At 54.0% G+C, this 8,943-nt stretch carries 7 protein-coding genes and 2 pseudogenes; 3 read left to right on the forward strand and 6 right to left on the reverse strand.

Annotated features, from left to right (window positions below; translation table 11 throughout):
- Positions 1-10: 10 nt before the first annotated feature.
- From ACR0BZ_RS18040 to ACR0BZ_RS18050, 3 genes and pseudogenes are all read right to left on the reverse strand, one after another.
- Positions 11-692 (reverse strand): annotated as a pseudogene (locus ACR0BZ_RS18040) (IS6 family transposase).
- 530 nt (positions 693-1,222) lie between these two features.
- Complete coding sequence (locus ACR0BZ_RS18045; RefSeq protein ID WP_480833472.1) at positions 1,223-2,332, reverse strand: ParB/RepB/Spo0J family partition protein; 1,110 nt, start codon at positions 2,330-2,332, stop codon at positions 1,223-1,225.
- Positions 2,329-3,636, reverse strand: a complete 1,308-nt coding sequence (locus tag ACR0BZ_RS18050; RefSeq protein ID WP_480483587.1) for an AAA family ATPase — start codon at positions 3,634-3,636, stop codon at positions 2,329-2,331. Before ACR0BZ_RS18050 ends, ACR0BZ_RS18045 begins: the two co-directional genes overlap by 4 nt.
- 763 nt (positions 3,637-4,399) lie before the next feature.
- Here ACR0BZ_RS18050 and ACR0BZ_RS18055 point away from each other — a divergent pair.
- Both ACR0BZ_RS18055 and ACR0BZ_RS18060 read left to right on the forward strand, forming a co-directional pair.
- A complete protein-coding gene (locus ACR0BZ_RS18055; protein WP_480544108.1) occupies positions 4,400-4,789 on the forward strand; it encodes a DnaA N-terminal domain-containing protein in 390 nt (129 codons plus the stop codon).
- Positions 4,790-5,050: 261 nt separating this feature from the next.
- Positions 5,051-5,519 (forward strand): annotated as a pseudogene (locus ACR0BZ_RS18060) (DDE-type integrase/transposase/recombinase).
- A gap of 104 nt (positions 5,520-5,623) precedes the next feature.
- Here the strand turns inward: ACR0BZ_RS18060 and ACR0BZ_RS18065 are convergent.
- From ACR0BZ_RS18065 to ACR0BZ_RS18075, 3 genes are read right to left on the reverse strand one after another with little or no spacing between them, the layout of a single operon-like run.
- Positions 5,624-6,247, reverse strand: coding sequence for a class I SAM-dependent methyltransferase (locus ACR0BZ_RS18065; protein ID WP_480558976.1), 624 nt, complete (start codon positions 6,245-6,247; stop codon positions 5,624-5,626).
- A gap of 9 nt (positions 6,248-6,256) precedes the next feature.
- Positions 6,257-7,003, reverse strand: a complete 747-nt coding sequence (gene pssA, locus ACR0BZ_RS18070; protein ID WP_480558974.1) for a CDP-diacylglycerol--serine O-phosphatidyltransferase — start codon at positions 7,001-7,003, stop codon at positions 6,257-6,259.
- A gap of 12 nt (positions 7,004-7,015) precedes the next feature.
- The gene (locus tag ACR0BZ_RS18075; RefSeq protein ID WP_480483591.1) at positions 7,016-7,690 is read right to left on the reverse strand and encodes a phosphatidylserine decarboxylase; all 675 of its coding nucleotides are present in this window, start codon (positions 7,688-7,690) and stop codon (positions 7,016-7,018) included.
- 386 nt (positions 7,691-8,076) lie between these two features.
- Between ACR0BZ_RS18075 and ACR0BZ_RS18080 the strand changes: the two genes are divergently transcribed.
- Positions 8,077-8,625 carry an IS110 family RNA-guided transposase gene (locus tag ACR0BZ_RS18080; RefSeq protein WP_480920924.1) on the forward strand — a complete coding sequence of 183 codons (549 nt, stop codon included), beginning with the start codon at positions 8,077-8,079 and terminating at the stop codon, positions 8,623-8,625.
- Positions 8,626-8,943: the final 318 nt, after the last annotated feature.

Consider the following 8,943-nt stretch of genomic DNA (forward strand, 5'->3'; position numbering starts at 1 on the left):
CCGGACACACCTATCCTGCGATCTCCGCAAATATCTGAAATCCCGACGTCGTAGCGTTGGGGAACTGCTGCTTTCGGATCATGTTTGCGACCTCGATGCCGTCCAGAATAGCCGATGCGGACCTGAACGATTTGAACCCGCACATGTGCCGCACGCGACGCTTGATAAACCGATAATCCTGCTCAATCAGGTTATTCAAATACTTGACCTGACTGTTTGAATATTGGCAGGGCACCCAAACCGATTAAGGATTTTGTTCACTTCTCGAATGCCCGCTGCGTTGGTTCCACTTTTGTCGATGACGATCTTGCTCGGGACTCCATTTGAAGACAGCGCTTTGGCAAAAAACCTGGCTGCTGCTGGACGGTTCCTCCGCTCAGACAGCATAAAATCAAGGGCACTTCCTGCCTTGTCGACAGCCCTGTAAAGGTACATCCAGTTGCCGCGAACACGAACATATGTTTCGTCCATGCGCCAAGAGCTCGGCGTTGGGCGTTTCTTCGACTGCGATCTTGCTGCGATCATCGGTGAATACCTCACGACCCACCTGATGAGAGCGGCATGGTCCACCTGAACGCCGCGTTCCGCCAGGATTTCTTCTAAGTCCCGATACGACACCGTGTAACGCAGGTAGAAGTACACAGCGTACAAAACTGCATCCTTGAGAAATGACAGCCGTTCAATGAGATCATGCTCAAACAACCTGTTCAAAACTATCCGACGAGTACAAAACTCAGATCACGCACGCTCGTCAACCAGACCCCAGAGTTTGCGACACATCTTTTTTGGGTGCTAAGCCAGCGAGGTTGGCATATATTGTAGTTTATGCAAGTGGCTAACACTACATATGCCTCAAATCACAACCGACTGATCTTCGACTGTAAACATCGCAACGATGCTTGCGCACTAGGTAAGTTTGACCTTCGGCGGGTCGGCAGGGCAAGCGCGACGCTCCCGGCGCCGCCTGTTTTCGACAGAACGGAGATATATGCCTAAGCAGATTATGTCCATAATCGATATTTTGAGAAACTTCATACTTGGTGTGACAGCAAGCTTTGATATGCCGGTTACCCCGTTCACGCCATGGCCCGCGCCCTCCGGTTCAGCTTGGACAGTGGATGTACCCGACAATGTCACTCAAGGCCCCTACCCTTTGCGCGGCAAAACAAAAAAGGCGCCGAAACCTTTCCGACGCCTTCACCTGACTTGCGAGTTCGTGATCTTACCCGTGGGTAAGATCATCCTCCTCGGGAAGCGCATCGAGCAGCGCGGCAATTGCTGCCTCCAGTTTGCTTCGATCAACGCGGGTAAAATCCAGATCATACCGCACCTCGATCCTTCCACTAGAAGCAGCACATTTCGCGATCCCTGCCCTGCCCGAAACCTGAAAAGTTGTTTTCGCGCGGCGTGGTTTACCTGCACTAGCGGCTTCCGTCTTCTTCGAGGACACGGCTTCTGGCTCACCTAGAAATGACCTCAGAATTGCGACTTCACGCGCGCCATCCCGATCAGGCTCGCTCTTCAGTGCCTCGCTCACTTGGCGAACCAGACCCGGCGTCGCGTCGAACTTGCGCTTTAGCTCAACGCCCACGTTTCGCGGAATGTCGTTCGGGTGGATCAGAACTTTGTCCAGCATCAGCAACAAACTGGCGAAAGACCGGATATAGCTACGCTTAGTATAGCTGGCAGACTTAAACAGCGTGGAAACCGCCTTGTCGACATCCGGACAGTCATTCGCTGGGTCTTCGGAATATGCACGGGCGAGGGCGCCCATTTCCGCAAATGAGATATCCTTTCGGATCAGGTTCTCGTCAACCATGCGCCGGTAACTGTTGTCCAGATCACCCGCGTCAGAAATCCCCGCTGGAATTCTGGCGTAGGTTTCGTCCCCGGTCTCATCGTACAAAGCACGATAGGCGGACAAACGGCGCATACCCTGGATCAATTCATACAGCCCGTCCGACCTGCGTTCCAGACGGATCGGGTTGGACAAGCCGATCTCCCTAATCGAGTCCTTAAGTTCATCCAGTTCTGGATCGGGACCGGGTTTGCGATCTCGTGTCAGCTTTTCCGTTACAACGTCGTTCAGCACCACTCGTTCTGTCACCAAACCTTCAGCTCTCAGCCGAACCAGTTCGTGTGCAAGACGATCGTTTTCTGCACGGATGGATTGCTCTGTCGATTGCTGATCACGCAAAGCGTCGGCATTTTCCGAAATTGCAGCGGCCATTGGGCCACGTCGTTTTTCGAAAACTTTATCCGGCACCTTACCAACAGGAATGTCATCCATAGCCGGTAGATCAATATCGAACATTCTCCGCTTGCGGCTCATGCGTCATCCTCCACCTTGTCCCAGGCCGATAACATTACGCCCCGGAATTCCTCATACACATTGTCGAAAGTTGAGCGGGCGCGCCGCCAGGTTTCGCGGGTCATTTCGCGGTAATCCATTTCGTAGACCGAGCTTAGAAAACGTCCAGACTGCTCCACCGCACGGGTCATTTCCACCGGGTGCTGTGCGACGTGCTCGCCAAATACCTTCTTAAAGGCATCAAACATCGCCAGATGCAGCGCATTGCCCGGTTCATACCGCGTCAACAGGAACCGCAACTCACAGAAGGTTTTGGGCAACCCAATCTTACCCGTGGGTAAGGTTTTGTCGAACCCATAGGCCAGGTCTTCCAACGCTTCTGCCAATTGGCCGATGAACGATGTGGTCGAGTCATACTCCCAATATCCGGGCCCAGAAGGGATATAAAGCATGTCTGCGGCAAAGACCGCGTTCATAGACTGGTATCCGATTGCGGGCGGGCAATCGAACAGAATGAGGTCATAAGCGTCATCCGGAATCTGATCCAGATACCGCGACACCGCCGCAAAGAAGGACCATTCGGGATTCAGGTGCCGGTACTGGGCCGACGCAAATTCAACAAAGGCTGCGTTCGCACAGGAAGGTATCGCATCGATCGTCGACCAGGAGGTCTTCTTAATGAAATCAGCAATTCGCAGATCGCCCAGGCCCATATCTGTTATCGCGGGCGGCAACTCCCGGCGGGGCAGGGCGGTTCCCGATTCTGCAGCGGCGGGGCGGTTATTCATGCGTTCTGTTTCACGAATGAGGTCACGCGCCATGATCCCCCAGACCGTATAATCTTCGGCCACATCCGTCAGCCCCATCGAATGGCTTAGTGTTGCCTGAGGGTCAAAGTCCACCACAAGGACCCGATACCCATCCAGGGCGGCCGCATGGGCAAGATGCAGCGCCACGGTCGACTTTCCCGCGCCACCCTTGAAGTTTGCGACAGCCGCACGAATGGCGCGCTTGCCTTCAGGGCGAGGGGGCATCAGTGACTTGCGATTAATCTTGAGCCGTCGCCGAAGTTCGTTCACCTCTTCCAGGCTGAACCAGCGCTGACGCCCGTCGGGCTCAACTTCTCCACCAGGTAGGGAAGGATCGGCTGCAAGCTTTCCGCGAAAGGTTGACTGATTCACCCGGAAGATCAGTTCGGACACTTCCCAGCTGGAAAACCGGCGGAGCGTTTTCTCCATCTCAGGGCTAAAGGTCTGCTGGCGAATCCACCCCTGCAACTTGAGGGACTGATTGCGCAATGCGTTCAGGTCTTCGTGCGTGTACATGCCTCGGGTCTCTTAGTCTGGAACGTAAATTTCTGCTCGTTTCTTATTTACGCTTGATTTGCACTTTAAGCAAAAGAAATTATGATGAGAGTACTATCTTACCCACGGGTAAGAAAACAAGGCGCAAAAACACCCGAAGCGATTCGACCGCCCCAGGTGGAACAAAACGATCAAGACAGCCCTATCCAGCCAGTATTTAGGGGGACGGACCGAAGGAAATAACCACATATAGGGGGACACAAAGACCCAATAAGGGGACACACAGAATGACCCCCATCACCAATATTTCACCAAATTTCTTTTCGTTTTTTGAGTTTGATCTGCGCAAGATCACGCGATGTTCCAGTCTTGGCTTGACAGAATCGAAGCTTTGGACGCTAATTAGGCCAAGATGACGAAAAGCGTTGGCAAACGGCGCGAGATTGGCGGGACACACCCGCCAGAGGCAGACTGAGCGGTGAGAACGGATATGCAGCTTGCGAAACCGGTCGGGCGAAATGCGCCGGCTTTGAAATATGATATACTATCTGCTCTGACCGTTCATGCGCTGTCAGGCGACAAGCACCGACAACGAAGTATTTTGCGTATCATTGCGTTGATTACGACCCGGTATAACTGGCGCAACAACGAATTATCCATTGGGCGGGAAGAAATTTCGCGCCTGTGGGCAGTGAACGAAAGAACCGTAAAGCGCGAAATGTCCAGATTTCGCACATTAGGTTGGGTAACGGTAAAACGGCCCTCAGCGCGGGGTCGTGTAGCCGTGTACGAGATCGATCTGAAACAAATCCTGATTGACACCGAAGAGGTGTGGTCTGTTATCGGATCGGACTTTCAAGCCCGGATGACTGACGTGCCGGAACCCGAAACGAATGTCGTACCCTTTGCAACCAAACCCAGTGCCCCTGACAGCCCAGCTGGGGATGTGTGGTCGCAGGTACAGGCGATTCTACACGGTCGCGATCCGGAACTGTGGGCAAGCTGGTTTCAACATCTGTCCGAAGCTGAAAGGGCAGGGGGGCGTGTTGTCCTTATCGCACCGTCACGATTCATGGCCGATTATATTTCGCAGAAGTGGTCGGCGCGACTTCTGGCCGCCTACAGCCGTATTGATCCCAGCATCAGGACGGTTCGCGTGGACGCAGCTGAGTAACTGTCTTCGGCCTTGTTGCCCAATTGTCGAACGTACGTGATCTCATGTTCGGTCCCATCGAGTAGTTTCCGAACAGTCTTCAAGAAGATCAGCAAAGGTCAATTCACGCCCATATTCCGTCTTTTTCAGCAGTTCAGCCAACTGGCTGGACAATCGTCCCTCCAGCTTCATGTATGCAGATCTCAGAGAAGTTTGCGAAAGAACCTAACTCGACGGTATTGCCAAGTTGTTCACGTTGAATGATCCAGCTATGTCGCGCCAATGAACATCCCAACGATCATGCCACTCCTGAAAAGTTTTCGCTTTTCTCGTGAGATCATTGCCTACGCGGTCTGGGCTTACCATCGCTTTGGGTTGAGCACAGCTGACGTTGAGGATCTGTTGGCTGCTCGGGCCGGTTGCCAAGTTTGGCGAACCCAGGGTCGTCATCACCGACAAATTGCGCAGCTATATCAAGCCGATCAAAATACTTGCACCAGAGGTTGACCATCATGCCCACAAAGGTCTGAATAACGCCATCGAAGTGTCGCACCGACCAACCCGCAAACGAGAAAAGATCATGGGCCGGTTCAAGTCTGACCTAAAGGCTCAGAGATTTCTGTCTGCGCATGACAAAATCAACCTGGTCTTCCGCCCCAGCCGCTATCAACTCACCGCAAACTCTTACCGCCACGCTCGTTCCGACGCGTTCAACCTCTGGGACGAGTACACTGCGGAAATGACCGCTTGATCCTGTCTTCGCCAATACCTCACATGCTCAGGTCATCAACTTGGCAATACCTGTCATTCTGCTCGGCTTCCTGTTTTAGTAGGCGCTAACTTTTCATTAGACCACTATGCAACCACTGACTTTCTCAAAACCAGAAAGGTCATCATCCCAATCGGTGGTAGGGCTCTTTGCTCTTCGACAGTTAGCGCTTGCTCTTGTAATACCGTGTCGATTTCGAAGTCAGAGTGCCAACCGATTGTGTTAGCAATTGGCGCAAACGCGCGTTCCAAGGTTGCCAGCAGACCTCGCTCTCGTTTGAAATGGTTCGTAATCACCACACTGCCGCCGGGTTTACAGACCCTCACAATTTCCGCCATTACCTTTTCCGGTTCTGGAACGACGGACAGCACATGCATCGCCGCAATGGTATCGAAATGGTTGTCCGGAAAATCAAGTGCGCGGGCATCCATTTGCCTTAGCTCCGCAACGTGGCTCAGGGATAAATCTCTTACCTTGCCGCGTGCTTTTTGCAGCATGTCCTCGCTGAAGTCTATTCCGGTCACCTGAGTCCTGGGTCCGTAATGTTCCAGTGACAGCCCGGTGCCCACGCCAACCTCCAGAACCTTGCCAGAATGTCTGTTGATATAGTCAACCGCATGCTGCCGCCCGACATTGGTGACGGCCCCAAACGTCTTGTCATAGACGGGTGCCCAGCGAGCGTAAGAGGTTTGAACGGCTTTGATGTCCATATCGTATCCTTAACGGTTAGAACGTGCTTCCCTGTCAATCCACGCCCAGGCGACCAGTCCCACATATCCGACACAAAGCGCGATCAGCGTGGCCCAGGCAAAGGTCAGCAGCGCGGCGCCAACAACAGCGACACCGATGAGAAAAAACTTCGCGTTCTCGCGTGAAATCCGCGTGGTTTTAAAAGACCAGGTCGGTATGCGACTGATAAGCAAAAGACCAATGATCACGATGAAGAGGCAAATCAATATACTGGGCAGCGCGGGCGCATCCGCGAAAGCGAAGGACAGATACATTGGCAACATGACCAGCAGCGCCCCTGCAGGGGCTGGAACCCCCTCGAAATAAGCGCTGTCATGTTCGCAGGTCTCGGACTTGCTGCCCACATTGAACCGAGCAAGGCGCATAACGCAGCACACCGCAAAAAACAGCACGGCGAGCCATGCAGCACTGGGTACATCCTGCAAAGCCCAGAAATAGAGAACAAGCGGCGGGGCAACGCCGAAGTTCAAGAAATCCGCGAGCGAATCCAGTTCTGCCCCGATTTTGCTGTCACTGCTGAGCAAGCGCGCAATGCGCCCATCCAACCCATCCAGCACACAAGCGGCTATAATCAACTGCACCGCAAGCTCGTAGTTTCCCTGAACGCCAAATCTGATTGCCGACAGGCCCGCGCAAATGGCTGTTATTGTCAGTGCATTGGGCAGCAAATGAATCAGCGCAAACCCGGTCTCTTCCTGTTCGGATGGTTCTGTCACTGATCCAGCCACCTACTTTTCATTGGGTGTGTGCAAACTGGCAAGGATGGTTTCGCCGGCAATCATCGTTTGCCCGACACGCACCTGCGGCTCCACGCCATCTGGAAGATAAACATCCAGCCGGGATCCGAAACGGATCAATCCAAATCGCTCTCCGGTTTGAAGCGCGTTGCCAGATTTCACAAAGCAGACGATCCGTCTGGCCACTAGGCCGGCAATCTGGACCACGGCCAGGTCCTGACCATTCCTCATTCGAATACGCAGGCTGTTGCGCTCGTTATCGGCACTGGCCTTATCTAGGGATGCGTTGAAAAACTTGCCGGGGCGGTAGGCAACGGCGGTGATCTCACCTTCAATGGGCGCGCGGTTCACATGGCAATTAAAGACGCTCATGAATACACTGACACGAGTGAGGGGCGTGTTTGGCATCCCAAGCTCACTCGGCGGCACTGCCGCTTCGATTAGCGATACCACCCCATCCGCCGGGCTGACAATCAGGCCTTCCCCTGTCGGTGATACGCGTTCGGGGTCGCGAAAAAAATAGTAGCACCAGATCGTAAGGCCGACGCCAATCCAGCCCAGAATGTCGGACAGGAGAAACAGACCGACCGTGATGGCGGCAAAGATCGCGACAAACCGAATGCCTTCAGGGTGCATCGGTTTGATGAACGTATCGCGCATGCGCATCGCAAGCTTTCCCTAGGTCAATTGATGGCACTTTCATAAGTGGATTGCTGGGGAACGCAAGTGTAGCGGGTGCAGACGATTCATTATTTCAGATATCTGATCCAAAGGGCTTGATCGTCTGAATCTCCGCGCACTTCGGTAACTTCAGCTGGGTTGAGGCCAAATTCCGCAACCAAGTCTTCGACCTGACCCGATTGGAAGCTATCGAGGCTTCGTACAAGTCCGCCTTCTTCAAATGCGATCAATTCGTGAGATCAGCCGGACCACCGGACGATCCCGCCACAGAGCGTTCTAAGTTCCATATCGACCAGTTCTGCCACCGGGTCGGCAAAGAAATCGCTCCATTTGAGAAATCCTGTACGGTTCTGAAGGTGTAGAGGCCCCCGCTGGCCTCGGTGTGCCATTGTGGGTTTGCAAACAACCTGAATGGAGGCCTGCGCCAGTGCTTAGAAAGGCTGATCAGCATGTTGAACCAGCTGGAGGGTCAGATCAAAGAACTGGATGCCGAGATTGCCCGCCGCGCGCGGTCAAATGAAACGGCACGCCGCCTTATGACGGTGCCTGGGATTGGTCCGCTCATCGCAACTGCGCTGGTGGCCCTGGCCCCGCCGCCGGAAACGTTCCCGCGAGGGCGCGACTTCGCCGCCTGGCTCGGGCTGGTTCCAAGACAGCATTCAACAGGGGGCAAGCAGCGCCTCGGCGCAACGACAAAGATGGGAAAACGTTCGCTCAGGCGGTTACTGATCATCGGTGCCAACAGCGTTGTTATGTGGCGTTCACGTAAGAGAACGGAAACCGATCCCTGGCTTGCCCGCATGATCGAACGCAAGCCGCCACTGCTGGTTCGCGTGGCCCTTGCGAACATGATGGCGAGGATCGTTTGGGCCTTGATGAACACAGGGGAAGTCTACCGGGCTCCGGCTGCCAACGCGTAAGGCGTCTGTGGCCGCGAGGCGGCGGAAACGGAAGAGGACAATGGACGGTATGGCATAAGGATCGTGAGACCGGGTCGGAAAAACCAGCTTGCGACAGAGTGCTTTGAGCACGTGGTTCTGAATTGGACCGGATCCGCTAACACCATAGGGGCCAGCGGCATGTGCAAACGCCGCGCAACAGGCCGAACACATGTCAGTACCCGAACCGATGCAATTACCGGCCAAAATTGGACGTGTCGCGGTTTGATGCCGCTCCTTTGATAGCATTTATTGCAACAAAGGAGACGAACTATGGGACTGAAACGGACGGACGAATTC

Source organism: Ruegeria sp. P8 (assembly GCF_056534665.1).

Bases quoted from the DNA above. Each gene is read 5' to 3' on its own strand.
- ACR0BZ_RS18050 (WP_480483587.1), bottom strand. From the start codon at position 3,636: ATGTACACGCACGAAGACCTGAACGCATTGCGCAATCAGTCCCTCAAG.
- ACR0BZ_RS18065 (WP_480558976.1), bottom strand. From the start codon at position 6,247: ATGGACATCAAAGCCGTTCAAACCTCTTACGCTCGCTGGGCACCCGTC.
- ACR0BZ_RS18075 (WP_480483591.1), bottom strand. From the start codon at position 7,690: ATGCGCATGCGCGATACGTTCATCAAACCGATGCACCCTGAAGGCATT.
- ACR0BZ_RS18045 (WP_480833472.1), bottom strand. From the start codon at position 2,332: ATGAGCCGCAAGCGGAGAATGTTCGATATTGATCTACCGGCTATGGAT.